Here is a 23,689-nt window from a genome sequence, read left to right as displayed (position 1 = left end):
CAAGCACTTGGTAGACAATGAAACGGCTTTATAAAAAAATACATAGATAAAGCCGTTTGGCGGTTTGGAGGGCCGGATATCGGCTGCCAGTCTGTTTTCTGACAGAAGCGCGCTATGCTTCGGCGGTCGACTCTGTTTGTTGGAAAGGATGGCTGACTATGACCCAGGCCGTAACGATCTACCACAATCCCCGCTGTTCCAAGTCATGTCAGGCCCTCGCTCTGTTATGGGCAGCAGGGGCGCAGCCGACGGTAATCGATTATCTGGCCCAGCCACCTGATGCCGATACGATCGCTCGCTTACTGAAACTGCTCGGCACCGATGCCCGCTCGCTATTGCGCAGTAAGGAAAGTGAGTATCAAACACAGGGGCTGGCCAATCCCAATCTGGGCGAGCAGCAATTAATTGAGGCCATGGTCAAGACACCGCGGCTGATCGAGCGGCCGATCGTGGTGGTAGGAAGCCGTGCCATTGTCGCCCGGCCCCCGGAACTGGTGCTGTCCTTGCTCAAAGCGTGAGTGGTCTAGCCGGCTCTGGCTGAGCCGGCCAGCTCCAGCCTTGCTGGGGCGATCTGTCGGCCCCACGGCTAAGCGCTGTTGCGGAGACGGCGCTGATATGTATTGCGCCCGTGATTCCTGTGGCGGTGTCCGTTTTCCTGGTAAGTCTTCTTCTCTTTCTCAATCTGCTGGGCCTGACTGGGCATAAAAGAAGGTGCGGCCCTGTAAGGCAATCGCAGCCGGCGACTACGGAATAGACATTAAGTTCCTGGATGCATATGAAAATTTGTCTCCTGTTTATTACATCTTTATAATTTTCGCGGCTTCTGTTGTATAGGCAGAACCTTATGCAGTCTGGCTGCTTGGAATGTGCTGGATACGACTTGTAACGGATTTTGACGGAGAAAAGGGATATGAATATTCGTGTGACTGCGGCAGCGCTGGCGGCGGTTTTCTTGGCGACTGGCTGTGCATCGATCGTAGGGGGTACCTCGCAGGATGTATCGGTGCAGGCTCGGGCGGCCGATGGCTCGTCCATCGATGCGCGCTGCCAGCTCAGCAATAATCGTGGTCAATGGGAAGTGCAGGCGCCGGGTACGGTCCGGGTTCGCCGCAGCAGTGGTGATCTGCGAGTGGCTTGCCGCCAGCAGCAAGGTGCTACAGGAGAGACCTCAGCCGCCGCTTCGGTACGTGGCATGGTATTTGGCAATATCCTGTTCGGTGGCCTGATCGGCATCGTGATCGACTTCTCCAACAAGGCTGCTTTCGCCTATCCCGACGGTGTCTTGGTCAATATGCGTGGTGAGGTGGTCGCCCGCAATCCGCTGGTGAACCAGCCTGCCGCAGTTGCCCAGCCGTCTGCGACGGTTACCGCACCGGTGGCTGCACAGTCGACCGAGCGCCGTGGTGAGCGTGCCGGTACCTGGTCATTCGAAGTCGAGAAACTGGCTAAGCAGCGTGGTTGCGAAGGTTCGGGCGCCTGGTTGGTCAGCGAGGCTGATGGGGTAGGTACCTACCGCGTCGACTGCCGCAACGACAAGCCCTTGCTAGTCGTATGCTCGGCCGGACAGTGTCGTCCGGCTGTCTGATTCTAAGCTGATCAGGCCGTTTCGGTTTCTCAAAAGCCCATCTTTCGCGAGATGGGCTTTTGCTTTTATCGGCGGTGTTCTGGTAGTCGCTTGTTGTTGCCTAGAATAACAATGACCTGTCCGATTCAGCAGACTGGTTAATCAAGACAAGGATGACATCGTGCCTCGACTGCCCACTGCTTTGATCCTTTCGTTTGGTCTATTTGCTCCGCTGCCCGTCTTCGCCGCCACCAAGCCCACGGTCGAAAAAGGTGAGAAGCTGGAAGTCCAGATGGTGCGCGACCCGGCCTGGATGCCTTATGAGAAGGCTTACGATCTGGCTTCCCGCTTCAAGGATTCGCCTTATAAATCGGTGATGATCCGTTTTCGGCTGATGCCGACCCGGCCCGGTGACAATCTTCAGGGATTGGCGCTCCATCTTTATGGCAAGACCACCGATATCGCGATCGATATCGATCAGGACGGCTTTTTCGATGTTCCGCTCGATGCCCAGGCACTGGCTGAAAACGCTGAATTCGTCGCCAACCGTAAGGCCGGTTCCCTGCGCTGGCTGTTTTTCCCGCTGATTCGCTCCTCAGGCGAGCGCCAGTACCGGCTGGCCCATTTGCGTAATGCCGCCGCCGAGGCGCAGGAAGCGGTGTCGCTGATGCCTTGGTCGGCACGTGCCCGACTGGCGCTGAAGATGGTCAAAGGCGTGGTATTCGAGTTCGCCGAACCTGACGCGACGGCGTCAATCGATCTGGGTGGCGGCAGACGGCAGACGCTGGCGATGCAGGACCGGCGGATCGCCCTGAAATTCGATCAGTTCGCCCAGGCCAGCGATGCACGGATCGAGCTGAGCGCCAAACCGATCGCTATCCATCCCGATTTTCAGTAATGCTCCCCAGACGTCCGTCCGTTTTACCGACGGACGTCTTCCTGCTGTCATAGTGCTTGTTCTGTAGCACCTTCCCTGGCCGATCTACAGGCTTCTGATTTTGCGTTGCTTTGTATTTTTGTGCTGTTTTTCGCTTGTTGGCGGACAGTTGTGGCTATGGCTATGCCAATCGGGAATTGAGCATGTTCTTAATGTTTCGTGTGTTTGACATCGTCATTATGCTGCTGTAATGTCGGCCCCTAATTGACCGGTATCCATCGCCGGTGCTTAGCACAAACCTGTGGAGGCCCCCGTGCAGATCCTCGCTCGCCCGCAAACCCTGTTGTCAGCCTTGTGCCTGGGTGTCTTTCTCCATACTGCCGTATTTGCCGATTCCGCCGTGGTAGTCAACCCGGTCGAGGCTGAAAAGCCTGCTGCCGCAGCCCAGACCGAAACCGCTCCGCAAGCTGCCCCTTCCGCCCCAGCCGCTGCCCCGGCGCAGGCGCGACCTGCCAATTTGCTGGCGGCTGCCTTGCCGATGACCTATGCCAAACCGCGCACCCAGCGTCAGGTTGGCACCTGGTCGTATGCGGTTGAGAAAATGGCCCGTGCCAAGGGCTGCCACGGCGGAGCCTGGGTTACGGATAAGCGCGACCATGAAGCCACTTATGAAGTCAGTTGCGACAGCGGCAGCAAATATGTTGCGGTCTGCACCAGCCGTGGCGAGTGTCTGATGGTCGAGTAGGCGCTCAAGACGCCTCCGTGCTGTCCGGCCGGAGCGATAGGGCGGGGTAGACCAGATGGTCTACCCTTTTTCATTGGGGCGCCTGGTCCGTTGTGCGCTCAGCTTTTCTTATAACAGCCTGCATAAGACGTAAGCCGTTCCGTTCTCGCTATAGGGTTGACTGTCCGGCTGTATCGCCGCAGTAGTCCCTGCTGCCCTGACGCTGCCGCTGTGGTTGCGACCGTCGTCGAGCTGCAAATCAAGCGCTGCTGCGAGCTTTCCCGGGAGATTGTCGAGGCATACGCTGTGCTGCGCGCTGCCCCAGCCAAACAAGCCCCGGCCTATACCTATCCGACCACCTCCTGCATGTTCAGGAAGGGCCGTCGCCCCGGTCGCGGCCGGATCGCCCGTCAATAACTGGGCATAACGCAATCCACGCCAGGCATTGAGTGTCTCTCCCTCCGCGCCGAACGGTGTCTGGCCTGCGCTGCCGATTAGTCCATCGCATCCGCTTCCGTTGCATGCCAGCGCGGCCCAGCCACGACTTTCCGTCGCACCCGGATCGTCGCCCGGCAACGCTCGATACCGCTCGCGGTAGACCTGCACCGCCGCAGCAATCCCATCAAAATCGCCAATAATATTGCGCAGTCGGGCACTGTCGATCAGCTCCCGTCCTTTCAATACCCCACCTACCAGCAGCCCGATAATCACCAGCACCATGGCCAGCTCGATCAGGGTGAAACCACGTTGAGTGCTCTGACGCATCGTTTGCTCCGCTATGTTGTGGACTGGGCCAGGCTCAACGCAACTCCCGTTCCAAATCATGTCTTGAGCCAACAGGCCGTGCTGGCGCCTTCAGCGGACAGCGTCGTGCAGATCCATGTCCCGCTTCGTGTCGAAATCTCGACTGCAACGTCGAGATTTCGACAGGTTGGTCATCTGGGTAGCAGAGGAGATGAGGTAGGGAGAGAAGGTGGAGATGAAAGTATAAAAATATGAAATCCATTCGCTAGATATTTGGCTTTATAAGATAAGAAACAAACATTTCATGTTTTGATGCGTTCAAAGCCGCCCGGCCTCCACCAATCGCAAGGCCAGCTCAGGCCACGGCAGCCAGATCAACTGATCGTCGAATTCTCCACTGGGCGCCTCCTTGCCGACCCGACTGCGCCGGCCGAATATCCGGTCAGCGTGGCCGCCATGGTGATAAGGGTTGATCTGTTCAAGCGGTCCCGCAGCGCCCGCACCATTGGGACCGGTTGAATACAGCACGGCCGCGGCGTTGCCCGACAAACGCAATGCCCCGCCGCAGTTGTCCGGTTCTGCAACAGCAAGGCCGCTTTCCAGATCACAGATATGTAGATCGGCTTCAATCGCCCCCAATCCTGAGGCCGCCTTATAACGTGCCAACCCATCTGCGCTGGTAAAAGCCCCATCCCGCACGGCGGTGACTGCATAACGCAGCCGATGGGAAGCCCCTTCACCCCAACCATCAGCTAGAAAGCCTTCCCGGTCTGTGCCGTTCAGTCCCAGGGTGGCAGCGGGCAATAGCCCATCATAAGGACGAAGACAGATACCCCCTCCTAACGGGGCTTCCTGTCCTTGACTGTCTTCCGTGGCGGGGCAGGGTAGGCGGCCATGGATCAGGGCAAAGCCGATCAAGGCTTCACGCGCTGTATCGAGCCGCTGCTGCGTGGTGCGGTAACGTGTCGCATCGGCCAGCGCCGGCGTCAGCAACAGGCCCCCACTCAGTAGCAGTGAAATCACCGCCAGCACTACCACCAGCTCGGCCAGGGTAAAACCTGGCGCCTTGGTCGTTTTTCTCATCAGGACAGCCTCGATCTTGTTGGGAAAAGGGGAGGGGAAGCCGGATACTCAATTGATGGGGTCGAGCAATAGCAGCCGATTGGGACGGCTCGGTGAATGCAGATCGAGCGGTAGACCCACGGTCCAGGCCGATTGATTGGCCGGATCGATCAGGTAGTCGGCAAGTTGGGCACTGTAGGGCTGGACCTGTCGCCCCGAAGCCTCGCCCGGTGCGCCGGGCAGGATCAGCAACGCAGCATGCGCTCGGCCATCGAGTTGCAAGCCGGCGCGGCAGGGTTGAGCGGCAGTCGGCAAAGCAGCGCCATCGATCAGGTTTCCGTCGACAGCATAGAAAGTGACCTGATGCCACAGATTGACGTTAAGCCAGGCAGGCACGGTAATCCGCTGGGCCGAAGGCAGGAGTTGCCAGACGGCGCGGCTCGGTTCGTAGCGATAGTTCAATAGATTGGGCGCGGGCAGCCGGCCACTACAGCGGCCTGCTGCCGGCAGGCAGCCGTCTTCGGGCCGGGTTGCCACGGTACTGCGCCGACATGCTGGGCTGTCCGGCACGGCTGCTGCTGGCCAGCGGCCATGACGGGCACGATAGCTCTGTAATAACTGATGCAATTCATTGCCGACGCGACGCTCGATCACGTCGAACAATATGGGCGGGGTGATGGCAAGCAGTCGATCGTTTAAGGCAGGTGCTTGGTGCTGATCCACGCCATTCATATAAGGTCCGCCTGGACGACGGTTATCTGCCGGACCGAACGACTCGAAGTAATGGTGGCGGTCAAGCCGGGTATCGGCCGTTCGCCGCTGTCCCGGAAGTGGCGCGCCAGGAGCCAGGATGACCGCAACTATCGGTTCGGCGGGATGAGCAGGTGAACGGTGATAGAGGAGGTTGGGGCGGGTATCGCTATTGATCGGCCGACTATTGCTGCTTCCACCGCGAAACGCGCCGTCGATGGCGTACCAGAGCGGCTCGCCTTCTCCATCGCGCAATTCGTCGATGCCCAGATCACGCCAGGGCAGCCTTCCCATGGCGCCTGCGGCACAGGGAACGTTCTGTAGCCCGTATTGGCGATGCCCGGGCGGATCGGTATCGGGACAGGGTAGTTCGCCGGGACGGGCTGTGCCGGTCAGTTCGCCGCGAGCGACTGACCAGGCGAGTAAAGCGTCCTTCGCCTGGGTCAGCGACCGTTGCGTCAGGGCCTCGCGAGTCTCCGAGCGAGGGAATTGGTGCAGCCAAAGGCCGAAAAATCCGGCTCCGATGCTGAAAATCAGCAGAACCAGCAAAAAAACGGCCCCGGTTTGGCGTTGGAGATGAGCAGGGTTTCGCATGAAATGCTGAGTTGCAAAGCCTGCGCCAAAAAAAAATTTCTGCCGGTAAAAACACTTTACATTGATGATGAATAAGGGGTTTTTGCTGTTGTTGCTGTGGAAAATCTGTCGATCAGGAAAAAATTTTGCCGAAAAGTGTTGACAGGTGCTGGGGTCATCTCTAGAATGCGCGGCTCATCACGGAGGGATTCCCGAGCGGTCAAAGGGATCAGACTGTAAATCTGACGGCTCTGCCTTCGAAGGTTCGAATCCTTCTCCCTCCACCAGTTTCGTAGTAGTAGCGTCGCGGTGCCGAACGCTGCGCGCGGTAAGGGTAGTAAAGAAGTCGCGTCGTGCGGCGTTGCGGGTGTAGCTCAATGGTAGAGCAGAAGCCTTCCAAGCTTACGACGAGGGTTCGATTCCCTTCACCCGCTCCATCTTGTACGGGACGCCCATGTAGCTCAGGGGTAGAGCACTCCCTTGGTAAGGGAGAGGTCGGCGGTTCAATTCCGCCCATGGGCACCACTCGCTTGATCGTTTTCTACGGCAAAATCTAAGGAATTCATCATGGCAAAAGAGAAGTTCGAGCGGACAAAACCGCACGTTAACGTTGGCACCATTGGTCACGTGGACCACGGCAAGACCACCCTGACTGCAGCGATCACCACGATTCTGTCGAAGAAGTTCGGCGGCGAAGCCAAGGGCTACGACCAGATCGACAGCGCGCCGGAAGAGAAGGCTCGCGGTATCACGATCAACACTGCTCACGTTGAGTACGAAACGGCTAACCGGCACTACGCGCACGTGGACTGCCCGGGTCACGCCGACTACGTGAAGAACATGATTACCGGTGCTGCCCAGATGGACGGCGCCATCCTGGTGGTGTCGGCTGCTGACGGCCCGATGCCGCAAACCCGTGAACACATCCTGCTGGCCCGCCAGGTGGGCGTGCCGTACATCATCGTGTTCATGAACAAGTGCGACATGGTTGACGACGCTGAACTGCTCGAGCTGGTCGAGATGGAAGTGCGTGAACTGCTGTCGAAGTACGAATTCCCGGGCGACGACCTGCCGCTGATCAAGGGCTCGGCCCTGAAGGCGCTGGAAGGCGATCAAAGCGAAATCGGTGAGCCGGCGATCTTCCGTCTGGCCGAAGCGCTGGACAGCTACATTCCGGAACCGGAGCGCGCTGTGGATGGCGCTTTCCTGATGCCGGTGGAAGACGTGTTCTCGATCTCCGGTCGCGGTACCGTGGTGACGGGTCGTGTCGAGCGCGGCATCATCAAGGTCGGTGAAGAAATCGAGATCGTGGGTCTGAAGCCCACCGTCAAGACCACTTGTACCGGCGTGGAAATGTTCCGCAAGCTGCTGGACCAAGGTCAGGCTGGCGACAACATCGGCGCCCTGCTGCGTGGTACCAAGCGTGAAGACGTTGAGCGTGGTCAAGTGCTGGCCAAGCCGGGTTCGATCACCCCGCACACCAAGTTCGCTGGCAGCGTGTACGTGCTGTCCAAGGACGAAGGCGGCCGTCACACCCCGTTCTTCAACGGCTACCGCCCGCAGTTCTACTTCCGTACCACCGACGTGACCGGTGCGGTTGAACTGCCGGCCGGCACCGAAATGGTGATGCCGGGTGACAACGTCGAAGTGACCGTGTCCCTGATCGCTCCGATCGCCATGGAACAAGGTCTGCGCTTCGCCATCCGCGAAGGCGGCCGTACCGTCGGCGCCGGCGTCGTGGCCAAGATCATCGAGTAAGTTTTTATTTGGGACGCCGCTTTAGGGCGGTGTTCTAGACGATGCAGGCGAGTAGCTCAATTGGCAGAGCACCGGTCTCCAAAACCGGGGGTTGGGGGTTCGAGACCCTCCTCGCCTGCCACAGAATAAGTCCAGTAGATTCGGATTGATTACGATAGCCGTTTTCCCAACAGGAAAACGGCTGTCTTTTATTGTTGAAGGCGCGAATCGACGCATGGAAAACGTGGATAAATTGAAGGTGGTCGGTGCCCTGCTGCTCGTGGTAGCTGGGGTGACGGGTTTCTACCTTCTGCCGGTTGACCAGAAAATCCTGCGGGTTGCTGCGGTATTGGCTGGGGTGGCGCTCGGCGCTACGGTGATGTGGTTCTCCGGTCCTGGTCGAGTGTTTGTCGACTATGCCCGCGACTCGATCAAGGAAGCCGAGAAAGTTGTCTGGCCTACCAAAAAAGAGGCTTGGCAGATCACCGGTTTCGTATTCCTGTTCGTCTTCGTGCTGGGAATCTTTATGTGGGCGGTCGATTCTGGCCTGACCTGGCTGTTCTTCGACGTGCTTCTGGTACGTGGTTGAACGATTCGCGGGGAAAACAAACATGGCAATGCGTTGGTACGTAGTTCATGCCTATTCCGGTTTTGAGAAGGGCGTGCAGAAGGCGTTGCGCGAGCGGATCGAGCGGGCTGGCATGCAACATCTGTTTGGCCAGATTCTGGTGCCGGTCGAAGAAGTGATGGAAATGCGCAATGGTCATAAAGCCCTGACCGAACGCAAGTTCTTCCCCGGCTATGTGTTGGTCGAGATGGAAATGACCGACGATACCTGGCACTTGGTGAAGAATACTCCCAAGGTGTCCGGCTTTGTCGGTGGGTCCGGTATGCGTCCGACGCCGATTAGCCAGAAAGAAGTCAACGAAATCCTGCATCAGATGCAGGAAGGGGTGGAAAAACCCAAGCCCAAGGTGCTGTTCGAAGTGGGTGAAACCCTGCGCGTCACCGAAGGCCCGTTCGCCGACTTCAACGCGACCGTTGAAGAAGTGAACTACGACAAGAACAAACTGCGTGTAGCCGTCCTGATCTTCGGTCGGGCTACGCCGGTGGAAGTCGATTTTTCGCAGGTCGAGAAAGTCTGATCGATCTGTATGGTCCCGGCCTCGGCCGGGTCTGTTGAACCGGGGAGCGGTTTCGATCGCGTCAATTACCCGTTTTTGGAGCATTCAACGTGGCAAAGAAGATTGTCGGCTATGTAAAGCTGCAAGTGCCCGCCGGTAAAGCCAACCCGTCGCCGCCGATCGGCCCGGCACTGGGTCAGCGCGGCCTGAACATCATGGAATTCTGCAAGGCGTTCAACGCCCAGACCCAAGGCCTGGAACCTGGTCTGCCGATTCCGGTGGTGATTACCGCTTATGCGGATAAGTCCTTCACCTTCGTGATGAAGACCCCGCCTGCGACCATTCTGCTCAAGAAGGCCGCCGGCATCCAGAAGGGTAGCAGCAAGCCGCACACCGACAAGGTCGGCAAGGTGACCCGCGCCCAACTGGAAGAAATCGCCAAGACCAAGCAACCCGACCTGACCGCTGCTGATCTGGACGCCGCCGTCCGTACCATCGCCGGTTCCGCCCGCAGCATGGGCCTCAACGTGGAGGGTGTGTAAATGGCTAAGGTTTCCAAGCGCGTTGCTGCCCTCAAGGCCAAGATCGACCGTAACAAGCTGTACCCGATCGACGAAGCCCTGGGCCTGGTCAAAGAAGGCGCTACTGCCAAGTTCAACGAGTCGGTTGATGTTGCCATCAACCTGGGCGTTGACGCCCGTAAGTCGGACCAAGTGGTCCGTGGCTCGGTCGTGCTGCCCAAGGGCACCGGCAAGAGCGTGCGCGTCGCCGTGTTTGCCCAAGGCGCCAATGCCGAAGCCGCTAAGGCTGCCGGTGCTGATGTGGTGGGTTTCGACGACCTGGCTGAACAAGTCAAGGGCGGCATGATGGACTTCGACGTGGTGATCGCCACGCCGGACGCCATGCGTATCGTCGGCCAGCTGGGCCAGATCCTCGGCCCGCGTGGTCTGATGCCGAACCCGAAGGTGGGTACCGTCACCCCGAACGTCGCCGAAGCCGTGAAGAACGCCAAGGCCGGTCAGGTGCAATACCGTACCGACAAGAACGGTATCATCCACAGCACCATCGGTCGTGCCACTTTCGAAGCTGCTGACCTGAAGGCCAACCTGGCTGCTCTGGTCGAGGCCCTGCAAAAGGCCAAGCCTGCTTCTTCGAAGGGCGTGTACTTCAAGAAGATCGCTGTCTCCAGCACCATGGGTGCTGGCGTGCGTGTCGACGCCGCTACGGTGCTCGGCAACGCCTAAGTTGTATCCGGCGTAGCCTAGGCTGCGCCCTATCTTTGGGCCGTCGTCCCGGTGGACGACGGATTATCAAAGACCGTAGGGGAGGGATAAGCGATTTTCGGATGGCATATCCCGCTTAATTGACCAGCGAAACCAAGCATCAACCCTGCTTACGTCGCCCCGCCCTACGCAGATGGTGTACCCAAGAACAGGATTTTCCGGTACGGATTCCCGTGCCGTTCAACTCTCCTGATTGTTGGTCGCCATTTCTTTAGGCCCCGTCGGAATGGTTCGACGGATTTTCTAGGAGGGTAGACCTTGAGTCTCAATCTCGACGATAAAAAGGCCGTAGTGGCTGAGATCTCCGCCGAAGTGGCGAAGGCTCAAACCATTGTCGTGGCCGAGTATCGCGGTATCCAGGTCGGCGCCATGACCAAGCTGCGTGCGGAAGCACGCAAGCAGGGCGTTTACCTGCGCGTGTTGAAGAACACGCTGGCCCGCCGCGCCGTAGCGGACACCCCGTTCGCTGACCTGGCCTCGCATATGAGCGGTCCGCTGGTTTACGGTATTTCCGAAGACCCGGTCGCCGCTGCTAAGGTCCTGCACGACTTCGCCAAAGGCAACGACAAGATCGTTCTGAAAGCCGGTTCGTACGACGGCAAAGTGCTGAACGCTGCTGAAGTTGCCCAACTCGCTTCGATCCCGAGCCGCGAAGAGCTGCTGTCCAAGCTGCTCTACGTGATGAAGGCGCCGGTGGCCGGTATGGCCCGCGCGCTGGCTGCTCTGGCCGAGAAGCAAGGTGGCGGTGCTCCCGCAGCTGCCGAAGCCGAAGCGACCGAAGCCGCTTAAGCCTTTTCATAGATCCACAGACTTTACTGAATTCAGGAGTAATCCAACATGGCTCTGACCAAAGAAGACATCCTCGAAGCCGTTGGCGGCATGACCGTTATGGAACTGAACGACCTGGTTAAGGCGTTCGAAGAGAAGTTCGGCGTGTCCGCCGCTGCGGTGGCCGTTGCTGGCCCGGTCGGTGGTGCCGCTGCTGCCGTGGAAGAGAAGACCGACTTCGACGTTATCCTGAAGTCCGCCGGTTCCAACAAGGTTGGCGTCATCAAGGTGGTGCGCGAACTGACCGGCCTGGGCCTGAAGGAAGCCAAAGACCTGGTCGACGGCGCTCCCAAGACCGTTAAGGACGCCGTGCCGAAGGCCGACGCCGAAGCCATGGTCAAGAAGCTGATCGAAGCCGGCGCTGAAGCTGAAATGAAGTAATCACCCCTCGGGTGATCGCTAAAGGCTGGCGGCTTAGGCCGCCGGCCTTGTTGCGCTTCAGGGACGGCGCGACCGTTCAACCTTGAGCGGATGTGCTACGAATCTTATAGCTGTTGAATAGCCCCTACTGCGGCATACAAACCGGAATACCTGACGAACGGGCATTGCGGTTTGTTGTTCGCGCCCCATCGGAGTCCCGGCCGGCCGGGCCATATGCCCGGCATGGGGACTTTGCAACTCGATTGGAGACTCTATGAGTTACTCATTCACTGAGAAAAAACGCATTCGTAAAAGCTTTGCGAAGCGGGCGAGCGTTCTGGATGTTCCCTACCTGCTCGCCACCCAGATCGACTCCTATACCGAGTTTCTCCAACTGGGCGTGCCGGTCGATGATCGCCGCACCGTAGGCCTTCAGGCCGCTTTCAACTCGATCTTCCCGATCGTCAGCCACAACGGTTACGCCCGTCTGGACTTTGTCAGCTACGCCCTGGGCGAGCCCCCGTTCGACGTGGTCGAGTGCCAGCAGCGCGGCATCACCTTTGCCGCACCGTTGCGGGCGCGCGTACGCCTGACCATCTTCGACAAGGAATCGTCCAAGCCCACGGTCAAGGAAGCCAAGGAGCAGGAAGTCTATATGGGCGAGATTCCGCTCATGACCCGCAACGGCTCCTTCATCATCAACGGCACCGAGCGGGTGATCGTCAGCCAGCTGCACCGCAGCCCGGGTGTGTTCTTCGAACACGACCGTGGCAAGACCCACTCCTCGGGCAAGCTGCTGTTCTCGGCCCGGGTGATTCCTTACCGTGGCTCCTGGCTCGATTTCGAATTCGATGCCAAGGATCTGCTGTACTTCCGTATCGACCGTCGCCGCAAGATGCCGGTGACGATCCTGCTGCGCTCGCTTGGCTATGACAATGAGCGTATTTTGAGCGAATTCTATGAATTCGATTCTGTGCGCTTGAGCCGTGCTGGCGTATTTCTTTCCTTGGTGCCGGAACGGCTCAAGGGCGAAGTTGCCAAGTTCGATATCGTCGCGGCCGACGGCAAGGTCATCGTGCAGAAGGACAAGCGGATCAATGCCAAACATATCCGTGACCTACAGACTGCTGGTGTGACCGAACTGGAAATCCCGACCGACTTCCTGATCGGCCGTGTGCTCGGCACCAATGTGGTGAACCCGGAAACCGGCGAGCTGATCGCCCGTGCCAACGAAGAAGTCACCGAAGATCTGCTGGTCAAGTTCGATATCGCCCGCGTCGACGAAGTCAAGCTGCTGTATACCAACGACCTCGACCAGGGCGCCTATATCTCGCAGACCATGCGCCTGGACGAGACCCCGGACAAGAATGCCGCCCGTATCGCCATCTATCGCATGATGCGCCCGGGCGAGCCGCCGACTGAAGAAGCCGTCGAAGCGCTGTTCCAGGGTCTGTTCTTCTCCGAAGACCGCTACGACCTGTCGGCCGTGGGCCGGATGAAGTTCAACCGCCGCGCCTACCCCGACCGCCTCGACGAGAAGGCGCCGGGCTGGCAGCGTCGCTTCTACGAGCGCTGTGGCAAGAAGGACGAGATCGGTCCTGGCGTACTCGAAGTCGATGACATCGTGGCCGTGATCGGTATCCTGGTCGAGCTGCGCAACAGCCGTGGTGAAGTGGACGATATCGATCACCTGGGCAACCGCCGGGTCCGTTCGGTCGGCGAACTGGCCGAGAACCAGTTCCGTGCCGGCCTCGTCCGGGTCGAGCGCGCCGTCAAGGAGCGTCTGTCCCAGGCAGAGAGCGAGAACCTGATGCCGCATGACCTGATCAACGCCAAGCCTGTCTCGGCCGCGATCAAGGAATTCTTCGGTTCGTCGCAGCTGTCCCAGTTTATGGACCAGACCAACCCGCTGTCCGAGATCACCCACAAGCGCCGCGTCTCGGCGCTCGGTCCGGGTGGTCTGACGCGTGAGCGCGCTGGCTTCGAAGTCCGTGACGTGCATCCGACCCACTACGGTCGGGTCTGCCCGATCGAGACGCCCGAAGGTCCGAACATCGGTCTGATCAATTCGCTGGCCGTGTATGCCCGTACCAACGAATACGGCTTCCTGGAAACGCCGTACCGCAAGGTGATCGACTGCAAGGTAACGGACGAGATCGAATACCTGTCCGCGATCGAGGAAGGCAAGTATGTGATCGCCCAGGCCAACGCCAAGCTCAACGAGGAAGGCCAGTTGGTGGACGAACTGGTGACTTGCCGCGAGCATGGCGAAACCATCGTGGCCCGGCCCGAGCGCGTCCAGTATATGGACGTGGCCCCGAGCCAGATCGTATCGGTGGCAGCCTCGCTGATTCCGTTCCTGGAGCATGACGATGCCAACCGTGCCTTGATGGGTGCCAACATGCAGCGTCAGGCGGTGCCGTGTCTGCGGCCGCAGAAGCCTCTGGTCGGTACCGGCATCGAGCGTACCTGTGCCGTTGACTCGGGTACGGCGGTCAAAGCGCTGCGTGGCGGCCGGGTTGACTATGTCGATGCCAACCGTATCGTGGTGCGGGTCAACGATGATGAGACCAGCGCCGGTGAAGTCGGTGTCGATATCTACAATCTGGTCAAGTACACCCGTTCCAACCAGAACACCAACATCAACCAGCGCCCGATTGTCGAAGTCGGTGATGTGATCGCCCGCAACGACGTGATCGCCGACGGTGCCTCGACCGATCTGGGTGAACTGGCGCTGGGCCAGAACCTGATGGTGGCGTTTATGCCGTGGAACGGCTTCAACTACGAAGACTCGATCCTGATCTCCGAGCGCGTGGTTGCGGATGACCGTTACACCTCGATCCATATCGAAGAACTGTCGGTGGTGGCGCGTGACACCAAGCTCGGACCGGAAGAAATCACCCGTGATATCTCCAACCTGAGCGAGCGCATGCTGGGCCGTCTCGATGAATCGGGCATCGTGTATATCGGAGCCGAAGTCGAGGCTGGCGATGTGCTGGTCGGTAAGGTGACGCCCAAGGGCGAAACCCAGCTCACCCCGGAAGAAAAGCTGCTGCGTGCGATCTTCGGCGAGAAGGCGTCCGATGTGAAGGACACCAGTCTGCGTATGCCGTCGGGCATGAGCGGTACGGTGATCGATGTGCAGGTGTTCACGCGCGAAGGCATCGAGCGTGACAAGCGCGCCCAGTCGATCATCGACGACGAACTCAAGCGCTTCCGTCTCGATCTGAACGACCAACTGCGGATTCTGGAAAACGATGCTTTCGAACGTCTGGAGCGTCTGCTGATCGGCAAGGTGGTCAACGGCGGTCCGAAGCGCATTCCGAAGGGCACTGCGCTCGACAAGGAATACCTGGGCAGCATTACCCGCCACGACTGGTTCGATATTCGTCTGTCCGACGAAGATGTGGCCAAGCAGCTTGAGTTGGTGCGGGAAAACCTGCTGCTCAAGCGTGCCGAATTCGACCAACGTTTCGAAGAGAAGAAGCGCAAGCTGACCCAGGGCGATGAGCTGCCGCCGGGCGTGCAGAAGATGGTCAAGGTGTATGTGGCGGTCAAGCGCCGCCTGCAGCCTGGCGACAAGATGGCCGGTCGGCACGGTAACAAGGGTGTGGTGTCGAAGATCCTGCCGGTGGAAGATCTGCCTTACATGGCTGACGGCACTCCGGTCGATATCGTGCTCAACCCGCTCGGCGTGCCGTCGCGGATGAACGTGGGTCAGATTCTTGAGGTTCACTTGGGCTGGGCTGCCAAGGGTATCGGCAAGCGCATCGATCGCATGTTGCAGGAAGCGCGCGAAGTGGCGGAAATGCGTGGCTATCTGGAGCAGATCTACAATGCGCGTGGCAAGCAGGAGGATCTGGCTTCGCTGAGCGACCGCGAGATCATGCAACTGGCCCACAACCTGCGCGATGGCGTGCCGTTTGCCACGCCGGTGTTCGACGGTGCCAAGGAAGAAGACCTGCTGGGCATGCTGTCGCTGGCCTACCCGGATGAGGATGCCCATACCCAACGTCTTGGCTTCAATCGGACCAAGACCCAGGTCACGCTGTACGACGGCCGCACCGGTGAAGCGTTCGAACGCCTGGTGACGGTGGGTTATATGCATGTGCTGAAGCTGCACCACTTGGTCGACGACAAGATGCACGCGCGTTCCACCGGCCCGTACTCGCTGGTGACACAGCAGCCGCTCGGCGGTAAGGCTCAGTTCGGTGGCCAGCGCTTCGGTGAGATGGAAGTGTGGGCGCTCGAAGCCTACGGCGCCTCGTATACCCTGCAGGAAATGCTGACGGTCAAGTCGGATGACGTGACCGGCCGGACCAAGGTGTACGAGAACATCGTCAAGGGCGACCACAAGATCGATGCCGGCATGCCCGAGTCGTTCAATGTGTTGGTCAAGGAAATCCGTTCGCTCGGTATCGATATCGACCTGGAACGCTACTGATTGGTGAAACGTGAAGGGTGAAAAGTGAGACGTCGCGCGGCCTGGCTGCGCGTCACCGCAGTCGTTGCGGCACGTTTCACGTTTCACTTCAAAACCCGGAGGTTTTGAATGAAAGCATTACTGGACTTATTCAAACAGGTGACGCAGGAAGAAGAGTTCGATGCAATCCGCATCGGCCTCGCGTCGCCCGAAAAGATCCGTTCCTGGTCGTTCGGCGAAGTCAAGAAGCCTGAAACCATCAACTACCGCACTTTCAAGCCGGAACGTGATGGTCTGTTCTGTGCCCGTATCTTCGGCCCGATCAAGGACTACGAGTGCCTGTGCGGCAAGTACAAGCGCCTCAAGCATCGCGGTGTGATCTGCGAGAAGTGCGGCGTCGAAGTCACCCTGAGCAAGGTGCGCCGTGAGCGTATGGGCCATATCGAGCTGGCCAGCCCGGTCGCCCATATCTGGTTCCTGAAGTCGCTGCCGTCGCGTCTGGGCATGGTGCTCGATATGACGCTGCGCGATATCGAGCGCGTGCTGTACTTCGAAGGCTTTGTGGTGATCGAGCCGGGCATGACCCCGCTCAACCGCGGCCAACTGCTGTCCGAAGACGACTACCTGAACAAGGTGGAAGAATACGGCGACGAATTCATCGCTCTGATGGGCGCTGAAGCGGTACGCGAGCTGTTGAAGACGCTCGATATCCACGCCGAGATGGACAACCTCCGTCATGAGCTGGAATCGACCGGTTCCGAAGCCAAGATTAAGAAGATCGCCAAGCGCCTCAAGGTGCTGGAGGCCTTCCACCGTTCCGGCATCAAGCCCGAATGGATGATTATGGACGTGCTGCCGGTGCTGCCGCCCGAACTGCGTCCGCTGGTGCCGCTCGATGGGGGTCGTTTCGCCACTTCGGACCTGAACGATCTCTATCGTCGCGTCATCAACCGTAACAACCGTCTGAAGCGCCTGCTGGAGCTGCGTGCGCCCGAAATTATCGTGCGCAACGAAAAGCGCATGCTGCAAGAGGCGGTCGATTCGCTGCTCGACAACGGCCGTCGTGGCAAGGCCATGACCGGCGCCAACAAGCGTCCGCTCAAGTCGTTGGCCGATATGATCAAGGGTAAGGGCGGTCGTTTCCGTCAGAACCTGCTGGGCAAGCGGGTGGACTACTCGGGCCGTTCGGTCATCGTGGTGGGCCCGACCCTCAAGCTGCACCAGTGCGGCCTGCCGAAGAAGATGGCGCTCGAGCTGTTCAAGCCGTTCATCTTCCACAAGCTCGAAGTGCTGGGGCTTGCCACCACCATCAAGGCGGCGAAGAAGCTGGTCGAGCAGGAAGTGCCGGAAGTCTGGGACATCCTGGAAGAAGTCATCCGCGAGCATCCGGTGCTGCTGAACCGCGCACCGACCCTGCACCGACTTGGTATCCAGGCGTTCGAGCCTGTGCTGATCGAAGGCAAGGCCATCCAGCTTCACCCGCTGGTCTGTACCGCCTTCAACGCCGACTTCGACGGTGACCAGATGGCCGTCCACGTGCCGCTGAGCCTCGAAGCCCAGATGGAAGCCCGCACTTTGATGCTGGCCTCCAACAACGTGCTGTCGCCCGCCCACGGCGAGCCGATTATCGTGCCGTCGCAGGATATCGTGCTGGGTCTGTATTACATGACCCGCGAGCGCATCAACGGCAAGGGCGAAGGCCTGCAGTTCGCCGATATCGATGAGATGGGGCGTGCCTATGAGACCCGTCAGGTCGAGCTCAATGCCCGGATCACCGTGCGGCTCAAGGACTGGTACAAGGACGAGCAGGGCGAATGGCAGAGCCGACTGGTGCGGCGCGAAACCACGGTTGGTCGTGCCATCCTGTCGGAAATCCTGCCCAAGGGCCTACCCTTCGAAGTGCTGAACAAGCCGCTGAAGAAAAAAGAGATTTCCAAGCTGATCAACGTCTCGTTCCGCCGTTGCGGCCTGCGTGAGACCGTGATCCTGGCCGACCGGCTGATGTATACCGGTTTCACCTATTCGACCCGTGCCGGTATCTCGATCGCCATCGACGATATGTTGGTGCCGGCCGAGAAGGTCAAGCTGCTCGCCGATGCCGAGAAGGAAGTGAAAGAGATCGAGGCCCAGTACACCTCGGGTCTGGTGACGCAAGGCGAGCGCTACAACAAGGTGGTCGATATCTGGGGCCGCTGTGGCGATCAAGTCGCCAAGAAGATGATGGAACACCTGGGCAAGGAAAAGGTGGTCGATCGTCACGGCAACGAAGTCGATCAGGAATCGTTCAACTCCATCTATATGATGGCCGATTCCGGTGCCCGGGGTTCGGTGGCACAGATTCGTCAGCTGGCCGGTATGCGTGGCCTGATGGCCAAGCCGGATGGCTCGATTATCGAGACACCGATTACCACCAACTTCCGTGAAGGTCTGACGGTTCTTCAGTACTTCATCTCGACCCACGGTGCACGTAAGGGTCTGGCGGATACGGCCTTGAAGACCGCGAACTCGGGCTATCTGACCCGTCGTCTGGTCGACGTGACCCAGGATCTGGTCGTGACCGGCCAGGATTGTGGCACCAAAAACGGTGTGGCGATGAAGGCGGTGGTGCAGGGCGGTGATGTGATCGAAGCGCTGCGCGACCGTATCCTCGGCCGTGTGGCGGCAACCGATGTGATCGACCCGAGCTCGCAGGAAACGGTGTTCGAAGCCGGTACGCTGCTGGTCGAAGACGTGGTGGAAAAGATCGAGGCACTCGGTATCGACGAGGTCAAGGTCCGCACGCCGCTGACCTGCGAAACCCGCTACGGTCTGTGCGCCCAGTGCTATGGCCGCGATCTGGGTCGCGGCAATCTGGTCAACGTGGGCGAAGCTGTCGGTGTGATCGCTGCCCAGTCGATCGGTGAGCCGGGCACTCAGCTGACCATGCGTACCTTCCACATCGGTGGTGCAGCTTCGCGGGCGGCAGCAGCCAGCCAGGTCGAATCGAAGTCGAACGGTAAGATCGGCTTCTCGGGCACGATGCGCTACGTCACCAATACCAAGGGCGAGCAGATCGTGATCACCCGTTCGGGCGAAGTCGTGGTGTTCGACGACAACGGCCGCGAGCGTGAACGGCATAAGGTACCGTATGGCGCGACCCTGATGGTCACTGACGGCCAGACGATCAAGGCTGGCCAGGTGCTGGCGACCTGGGATCCGCACACCCGCCCGATCATTACCGAGTACGCCGGTCAGGTGAAGTTCGAGAACGTCGAGGAAGGCGTGACCGTTGCCAAGCAGACCGATGACGTGACGGGTCTGTCCACGCTGGTGGTGATCGATCCGAAGCGTAAGGCCGGTGTGACCAAGAGCGTGCGTCCGCAGGTAAAGCTGCTCGACGAACGTGGCGTGGAGGTCAAGCTCGCCGGTTCCGAGACACCGGTCAACATCACCTTCCAGGTGGGATCGATCATTACCGTTAAGGACGGTCAGGTGGTAGGGGTCGGTGAAGTGCTGGCCAAGATTCCGCAGGAATCGGCCAAGACCCGCGACATTACCGGTGGTCTGCCGCGCGTGGCCGAGCTTTTCGAAGCTCGCTCGCCCAAGGATGCCGGTATGCTGGCCGAGGTGACGGGTACGATCTCGTTCGGTAAGGACACCAAGGGTAAGCAGCGTCTGATCATCACCGATCTCGACGGTACGCCGCACGAATACCTGATTCCGAAGGACAAGCATGTGCTGGTCCACGACGGTCAGGTGGTGAACCGTGGCGAAACCATCGTCGACGGCCCGGTCGATCCGCACGATATCCTGCGCTTGCAAGGTATCGAGGCCCTGGCGACCTATATCGTTCAGGAAGTGCAGGAGGTCTATCGTCTGCAAGGTGTGAAGATCAACGATAAGCACATCGAGGTGATCGTTCGCCAGATGCTGCGTCGTGTGGTGATCTCCGATTCGGGTAATTCCGACTTCATCCAGGGTGAACAGGTGGAGCGAGCCGAAGTGCTCCAGGCCAACGACCGGTTGGCGGCGGAGAACAAGGAGCTTGCCCAGTTCGACAATATCTTGCTGGGTATTACCAAGGCTTCGCTGTCGACCGATTCGTTTATCTCTGCCGCGTCGTTCCAGGAAACCACGCGCGTGCTGACCGAAGCCGCCATCATGGGCAAGAAGGACGATCTGCGCGGTCTGAAGGAAAACGTGATCGTCGGCCGTCTGATTCCGGCCGGTACGGGTCTCGCTTACCACAACAACCGTCGTCGCCAGCGCATCGGCGAACCGGCTGCGGTGATCGAAAGCAGTGATCCGGCGATGGAAACCGAGCGCGTACAGCAGTGATCAGCTAGGATGGATAAACCGATCTAGTGCTTGTCAAGCCGGCGCCCTGTGCGCCGGCTTGACATTAAGCGCTTGATTTCCATATAATCCGCGATCTTTTTGGGGGCGGTCTCCCACCGTGCTTGGGGCGGGGTCGCCGTTTTTTACTTTTGGGAACAACATAATGCCAACCATCAACCAGCTCGTCCGTAAAGGACGTGTCGCGGACAAGGCTAAGAGCAAGGTTCCGGCGCTCGAATCCTGCCCGCAGAAACGCGGTGTCTGCACCCGCGTTTACACCACGACCCCGAAGAAGCCGAACTCGGCTCTGCGTAAGGTTTGTAAGGTGCGTCTGACCAACGGTTTCGAAGTGATTTCGTATATCGGTGGTGAAGGCCACAACCTGCAGGAACACTCGGTCGTTCTGATCCGTGGTGGTCGTGTGAAGGACTTGCCGGGTGTGCGTTACCACACCGTGCGCGGTTCCCTCGATACCGCTGGCGTCAAGGACCGGAAGCAGGCCCGTTCGAAGTACGGCGCCAAGCGTCCGAAGGCCTAATAAACGGCAGGGCAGGGTCGCGGGCCCGATATCGCGACGACGGTGGGATCCTGTACAGACGGGACCATCGAGTAAGTGGTCATCCTATTGGGTGGTCGCGAGCGGAAGACTCTCCGCTCAGCTGAACACAAAGAGGTTTTTGAAATGCCAAGACGCAGAGAAGTCCCCAAGCGCGAAGTGTTGCCGGATCCGAAATTCGGTAGCGAAGAGCTGTCCAAGTTCATGAACGTTGTCATGCAGGACGGCAAGAAATCGGTGGCCGAACGCATCGTTTACGGTGCGCTCGAAATCATCGAGAAAAAGACCGGCAAGGCCCCCCTCGAGGTGTTCTCCCAAGCCCTCGGCAATGTGCGTCCGGTCGTTGAAGTGAAGAGCCGTCGCGTCGGTGGTGCCAACTATCAGGTGCCCGTCGAAGTGCGTCCGGCTCGTCGTATGGCTCTGGCCATGCGTTGGCTGCGCGAAGCAGCTCGCAAGCGCGGTGAAAAGTCGATGGGTCAACGGCTTGCCGGTGAACTGCTCGACGCGGCCGAAGGTCGCGGCGGCGCGATGAAGAAGCGCGACGAAGTCCACCGCATGGCCGAAGCCAACAAGGCCTTCGCCCACTATCGTTTCTAATGCGGCACTGTTGCCGGCAAACATTAGATTTACTACGTCACGTTCTTTAAAAGGTATTGGCTGTGGCACGTAAGACACCCATCGAACGCTACCGTAACATCGGTATTAGCGCGCATATCGACGCGGGTAAAACCACGACGACCGAGCGCATTCTTTACTACACCGGTGTGAACCACAAGATTGGTGAGGTTCACGACGGCGCGGCGACCATGGACTGGATGGAGCAGGAGCAGGAGCGTGGCATCACGATCACCTCCGCTGCGACGACTTGCTTCTGGAAGGGCATGGGCGGCAATTTCCCGGAACATCGGATCAACATCATCGATACCCCGGGCCACGTCGACTTCACGATCGAGGTTGAGCGTTCGATGCGCGTGCTCGATGGCGCGTGCATGGTGTATTGCGCCGTGGGTGGTGTGCAGCCGCAGTCCGAAACCGTTTGGCGTCAAGCCAACAAGTACGGTGTGCCGCGCCTGGCGTTCGTCAACAAGATGGACCGCCAGGGCGCCAACTTCTACCGTGTGGTTGAGCAGATGCGTCTGCGTCTGCGTGCCAACCCCGTCCCCGTCGTCATCCCGATCGGTGCTGAAGATACCTTCACCGGTGTGATTGACCTTCTGAAGATGAAGGCCATCATTTGGGATGAGGCTTCCCAAGGCATGAAGTTCGACTACGTCGATGTGCCGGCTGATCTCGCTGATACCGCCAATGAATGGCGCGAAAAGATGGTCGAGGCTGCTGCCGAGGCCAGCGAAGAGCTGATGAACAAGTATCTCGAAACCGGTGAACTGACCGAAGAAGAGATTCTTGGTGGCCTGCGCACCCGTACCATCAACTGTGAAATCCAGCCGATGCTGTGCGGTACTGCCTTCAAGAACAAGGGTGTGCAGCGCATGCTCGACGCCGTGATCGAGCTGCTGCCGTCCCCGGTCGACATTCCGCCGGTCAAGGGCACCAATGACAAGGACCAGGAAGACAGCCGCGAGGCTTCCGACGAGGCGCCTTTCTCGGCTCTGGCCTTCAAGCTGATGAACGACCCGTACGTCGGCCAACTGACCTTCTTCCGCGTCTATTCGGGCGTGGTGAAGTCGGGCGATACCGTCTACAACCCGGTCAAAGGCAAGAAGGAGCGGGTTGGTCGTATCGTGCAGATGCACGCCAACAACCGCGAAGAGATCGAAGAAGTGCGCGCTGGCGATATCGCCGCCGCCATCGGTCTGAAGGAAGTCACCACCGGTGAAACCCTGTGTGACCTCAATAGCGTGATTACGCTCGAGCGCATGGAATTCCCGGATCCGGTGATTCACGTTGCCGTTGAGCCCAAGACTAAGGCCGACCAGGAAAAGATGGGCGTCGCCCTGAACCGTCTGGCTAAGGAAGATCCGTCGTTCCGCGTCCGTACCGACGAAGAATCCGGCCAGACCATCATTTCGGGCATGGGCGAACTGCACCTCGAAATCATCGTTGACCGTATGCGTCGTGAGTTCGGCGTTGAAGCCAACGTTGGTGCTCCGCAGGTTGCCTACCGTGAAACCATCCGCAAGTCGGTTGAAGTGGAAGGCAAGCACGTCAAGCAGTCCGGTGGTAAGGGTCAATACGGTCACGTCTGGATCCGGGTGGAGCCGAACGTTGAAGGCGGTGGTTATGCCTTCCTGGATGAAATCAAGGGCGGTACTGTGCCGCGTGAATTCATCCCGTCGGTGGACAAGGGTATTCAGGACACCATGAAGGCCGGTATTCTCGCTGGCTTCCCGGTGGTGGACGTCAAGGTCGCGCTGTTCGACGGCTCCTATCACGATGTGGACTCGTCCCAGCTCGCCTTCGAACTGGCCGGCTCCATGGCTTTCAAGGATGGTATGCGCAAGGCCAGCCCGGTCCTGCTCGAGCCGATGATGGCGGTGGAAGTGGAAACTCCGGAAGAGTACATGGGCGACATCATGGGCGACTTGTCTTCCCGTCGCGGTATCGTCCAGGGCATGGATGACAACCCGGCCGGCGGCAAGATGATCAAGGCTGAAGTGCCTCTGGCCGAGATGTTTGGCTATTCGACCGTGCTGCGCTCGATGTCGCAGGGTCGTGCCACCTACTCGATGGAGTTCAAGCACTACTCCGAGGCGCCCAAGAACGTCGCCGACGCGATCATCAACAAGAAGTAAATCGGGTGCCGGGC

The 23,689-nt window shown here is 59.2% G+C and carries 20 protein-coding genes and 4 tRNA genes; 21 read left to right on the top strand and 3 right to left on the bottom strand.

The features are described from left to right. Positions 1–158 precede the first annotated feature (158 nt). The 4 genes from arsC (at position 159) to ACFOW7_RS10690 (ending at position 3,186) form a co-directional block, all read left to right on the top strand. The gene (gene arsC / locus ACFOW7_RS10705; RefSeq protein WP_378163976.1) at positions 159–518 is read left to right on the top strand and encodes an arsenate reductase (glutaredoxin); all 360 of its coding nucleotides are present in this window, start codon (positions 159–161) and stop codon (positions 516–518) included. Positions 519–910: 392 nt separating this feature from the next. Then, positions 911–1,585, top strand: a complete 675-nt coding sequence (locus ACFOW7_RS10700; protein WP_378163974.1) for a hypothetical protein — start codon at positions 911–913, stop codon at positions 1,583–1,585. A gap of 160 nt (positions 1,586–1,745) precedes the next feature. Beyond that, entirely contained in the window at positions 1,746–2,462 is a 717-nt protein-coding gene (locus tag ACFOW7_RS10695) for a hypothetical protein (RefSeq protein ID WP_378163972.1), read from the top strand. Positions 2,463–2,754: 292 nt separating this feature from the next. Beyond that, positions 2,755–3,186, top strand: a complete 432-nt coding sequence (locus tag ACFOW7_RS10690; RefSeq protein WP_378163970.1) for a hypothetical protein — start codon at positions 2,755–2,757, stop codon at positions 3,184–3,186. A gap of 108 nt (positions 3,187–3,294) precedes the next feature. Here the strand turns inward: ACFOW7_RS10690 and ACFOW7_RS10685 are convergent, their stop codons facing one another. The 3 genes from ACFOW7_RS10685 to ACFOW7_RS10675 form a co-directional block, all read right to left on the bottom strand. Beyond that, positions 3,295–3,930 (bottom strand): type II secretion system protein, encoded by a 636-nt coding sequence (locus tag ACFOW7_RS10685; RefSeq protein ID WP_378163968.1) that lies wholly within the window; start codon positions 3,928–3,930, stop codon positions 3,295–3,297. Positions 3,931–4,227: 297 nt separating this feature from the next. After that, positions 4,228–4,992 carry a type II secretion system protein gene (locus ACFOW7_RS10680; protein ID WP_378163966.1) on the bottom strand — a complete coding sequence of 255 codons (765 nt, stop codon included), beginning with the start codon at positions 4,990–4,992 and terminating at the stop codon, positions 4,228–4,230. Between the two features lie 48 nt (positions 4,993–5,040). Continuing rightward, a complete protein-coding gene (locus ACFOW7_RS10675; RefSeq protein ID WP_378163964.1) occupies positions 5,041–6,015 on the bottom strand; it encodes a hypothetical protein in 975 nt (324 codons plus the stop codon). Between the two features lie 198 nt (positions 6,016–6,213). On the opposite strand from ACFOW7_RS10675, the gene ACFOW7_RS10670 reads away from it, so the two are divergent. The 17 genes from ACFOW7_RS10670 (at position 6,214) to fusA (ending at position 23,675) form a co-directional block, all read left to right on the top strand. Beyond that, a complete protein-coding gene (locus ACFOW7_RS10670; RefSeq protein ID WP_378163962.1) occupies positions 6,214–6,390 on the top strand; it encodes a hypothetical protein in 177 nt (58 codons plus the stop codon). A 106-nt stretch (positions 6,391–6,496) separates the two neighbouring features. Continuing rightward, positions 6,497–6,581 (top strand) — tRNA-Tyr (locus ACFOW7_RS10665). 76 nt (positions 6,582–6,657) lie between these two features. Further along, positions 6,658–6,731: transfer RNA gene (locus tag ACFOW7_RS10660), tRNA-Gly, on the top strand. A gap of 13 nt (positions 6,732–6,744) precedes the next feature. After that, positions 6,745–6,819 (top strand) — tRNA-Thr (locus ACFOW7_RS10655). Positions 6,820–6,861: 42 nt separating this feature from the next. Next, a complete protein-coding gene (tuf, locus tag ACFOW7_RS10650; RefSeq protein WP_378163937.1) occupies positions 6,862–8,052 on the top strand; it encodes an elongation factor Tu in 1,191 nt (396 codons plus the stop codon). A 45-nt stretch (positions 8,053–8,097) separates the two neighbouring features. Further along, positions 8,098–8,173 (top strand) — tRNA-Trp (locus tag ACFOW7_RS10645). Between the two features lie 24 nt (positions 8,174–8,197). Continuing rightward, the gene (gene secE, locus ACFOW7_RS10640; protein ID WP_378163960.1) at positions 8,198–8,620 is read left to right on the top strand and encodes a preprotein translocase subunit SecE; all 423 of its coding nucleotides are present in this window, start codon (positions 8,198–8,200) and stop codon (positions 8,618–8,620) included. A 22-nt stretch (positions 8,621–8,642) separates the two neighbouring features. Further along, positions 8,643–9,176, top strand: coding sequence for a transcription termination/antitermination protein NusG (gene nusG / locus ACFOW7_RS10635; RefSeq protein ID WP_378163958.1), 534 nt, complete (start codon positions 8,643–8,645; stop codon positions 9,174–9,176). Between the two features lie 89 nt (positions 9,177–9,265). Next, positions 9,266–9,697 carry a 50S ribosomal protein L11 gene (gene rplK, locus ACFOW7_RS10630; protein ID WP_378163956.1) on the top strand — a complete coding sequence of 144 codons (432 nt, stop codon included), beginning with the start codon at positions 9,266–9,268 and terminating at the stop codon, positions 9,695–9,697. After that, positions 9,698–10,399 carry a 50S ribosomal protein L1 gene (gene rplA / locus ACFOW7_RS10625; protein ID WP_378163954.1) on the top strand — a complete coding sequence of 234 codons (702 nt, stop codon included), beginning with the start codon at positions 9,698–9,700 and terminating at the stop codon, positions 10,397–10,399. 297 nt (positions 10,400–10,696) lie between these two features. Next, the gene (rplJ, locus tag ACFOW7_RS10620; protein WP_378163952.1) at positions 10,697–11,227 is read left to right on the top strand and encodes a 50S ribosomal protein L10; all 531 of its coding nucleotides are present in this window, start codon (positions 10,697–10,699) and stop codon (positions 11,225–11,227) included. 48 nt (positions 11,228–11,275) lie between these two features. Then, the gene (rplL, locus tag ACFOW7_RS10615; protein ID WP_378163950.1) at positions 11,276–11,647 is read left to right on the top strand and encodes a 50S ribosomal protein L7/L12; all 372 of its coding nucleotides are present in this window, start codon (positions 11,276–11,278) and stop codon (positions 11,645–11,647) included. A gap of 253 nt (positions 11,648–11,900) precedes the next feature. Beyond that, on the top strand, positions 11,901–16,070 hold the full coding sequence (rpoB, locus tag ACFOW7_RS10610; RefSeq protein WP_378163948.1) for a DNA-directed RNA polymerase subunit beta: 4,170 nt from the start codon (positions 11,901–11,903) through the stop codon (positions 16,068–16,070). Positions 16,071–16,178: 108 nt separating this feature from the next. After that, complete coding sequence (rpoC, locus tag ACFOW7_RS10605) at positions 16,179–20,366, top strand: DNA-directed RNA polymerase subunit beta' (RefSeq protein WP_378163946.1); 4,188 nt, start codon at positions 16,179–16,181, stop codon at positions 20,364–20,366. Between the two features lie 163 nt (positions 20,367–20,529). Beyond that, entirely contained in the window at positions 20,530–20,904 is a 375-nt protein-coding gene (gene rpsL / locus ACFOW7_RS10600) for a 30S ribosomal protein S12 (RefSeq protein WP_378163944.1), read from the top strand. A gap of 144 nt (positions 20,905–21,048) precedes the next feature. Further along, positions 21,049–21,519: a 30S ribosomal protein S7 gene (gene rpsG / locus ACFOW7_RS10595; RefSeq protein WP_378163942.1), complete on the top strand. Its 471-nt coding sequence runs from the start codon at positions 21,049–21,051 to the stop codon at positions 21,517–21,519. Positions 21,520–21,581: 62 nt separating this feature from the next. Then, positions 21,582–23,675: an elongation factor G gene (gene fusA / locus ACFOW7_RS10590; protein WP_378163939.1), complete on the top strand. Its 2,094-nt coding sequence runs from the start codon at positions 21,582–21,584 to the stop codon at positions 23,673–23,675. Positions 23,676–23,689 lie beyond the last annotated feature (14 nt).

It is taken from the genome of Chitinimonas lacunae, assembly GCF_042650885.1.
Classification (GTDB): Bacteria; Pseudomonadota; Gammaproteobacteria; order Burkholderiales; family Chitinimonadaceae; genus Chitinimonas_A; species Chitinimonas_A lacunae.
This window is presented reverse-complemented; position numbering and strand designations above follow the sequence as displayed.

What these genes read in the sequence shown, in the direction of transcription:
- arsC (WP_378163976.1), top strand. Translation starts at nt 159, where the DNA reads ATGACCCAGGCCGTAACGATCTACCACAATCCCCGCTGTTCCAAGTCA.
- ACFOW7_RS10700 (WP_378163974.1), top strand. Translation starts at nt 911, where the DNA reads ATGAATATTCGTGTGACTGCGGCAGCGCTGGCGGCGGTTTTCTTGGCG.
- ACFOW7_RS10685 (WP_378163968.1), bottom strand. Translation starts at nt 3,930, where the DNA reads ATGCGTCAGAGCACTCAACGTGGTTTCACCCTGATCGAGCTGGCCATG.
- ACFOW7_RS10680 (WP_378163966.1), bottom strand. Translation starts at nt 4,992, where the DNA reads ATGAGAAAAACGACCAAGGCGCCAGGTTTTACCCTGGCCGAGCTGGTG.
- ACFOW7_RS10675 (WP_378163964.1), bottom strand. Translation starts at nt 6,015, where the DNA reads ATGGGAAGGCTGCCCTGGCGTGATCTGGGCATCGACGAATTGCGCGAT.
- tuf (WP_378163937.1), top strand. Translation starts at nt 6,862, where the DNA reads ATGGCAAAAGAGAAGTTCGAGCGGACAAAACCGCACGTTAACGTTGGC.
- nusG (WP_378163958.1), top strand. Translation starts at nt 8,643, where the DNA reads ATGGCAATGCGTTGGTACGTAGTTCATGCCTATTCCGGTTTTGAGAAG.
- rplA (WP_378163954.1), top strand. Translation starts at nt 9,698, where the DNA reads ATGGCTAAGGTTTCCAAGCGCGTTGCTGCCCTCAAGGCCAAGATCGAC.
- rplL (WP_378163950.1), top strand. Translation starts at nt 11,276, where the DNA reads ATGGCTCTGACCAAAGAAGACATCCTCGAAGCCGTTGGCGGCATGACC.
- rpoB (WP_378163948.1), top strand. Translation starts at nt 11,901, where the DNA reads ATGAGTTACTCATTCACTGAGAAAAAACGCATTCGTAAAAGCTTTGCG.
- rpoC (WP_378163946.1), top strand. Translation starts at nt 16,179, where the DNA reads ATGAAAGCATTACTGGACTTATTCAAACAGGTGACGCAGGAAGAAGAG.
- rpsL (WP_378163944.1), top strand. Translation starts at nt 20,530, where the DNA reads ATGCCAACCATCAACCAGCTCGTCCGTAAAGGACGTGTCGCGGACAAG.
- rpsG (WP_378163942.1), top strand. Translation starts at nt 21,049, where the DNA reads ATGCCAAGACGCAGAGAAGTCCCCAAGCGCGAAGTGTTGCCGGATCCG.